1 protein-coding gene is annotated in these 264 nt (G+C 63.3%); it reads right to left on the bottom strand.

Annotation, left to right across the window (positions count from 1 at the left end; genetic code table 11):
• The coding region (locus JHD67_RS22960) for an EF-Tu/IF-2/RF-3 family GTPase (RefSeq protein WP_255557480.1) at positions 1-264 on the bottom strand (264 nt) is incomplete at both ends.

Below are 264 nucleotides of genomic sequence, written 5' to 3'. Positions count from 1 at the left end.
CCAGCAGCTTGCGGAACATTTCCACGCCGGTCACGGTCGTCTTCTGGGTCGGGCGGATGCCCACCACTTCGACTTCGTCACCCACCTTGATGATGCCGCGCTCGATACGACCGGTCACCACGGTGCCGCGGCCCGAAATCGAGAACACGTCTTCCACCGGCATCAGGAACGGCTTGTCGATCGCACGCACCGGCTCCGGAATGTACGTATCCAGCGCGTCCACCAGCTTGATGATCGCCGGCACGCCGATTTCCGACTGGTCGC

Source organism: Dyella sp. ASV21 (genome assembly GCF_016428975.1).
Taxonomy (GTDB): domain Bacteria; phylum Pseudomonadota; class Gammaproteobacteria; order Xanthomonadales; family Rhodanobacteraceae; genus Dyella.
Note: the sequence above shows the minus strand (reverse complement) of the source record. Positions and strands in the feature narration are given on the sequence as shown.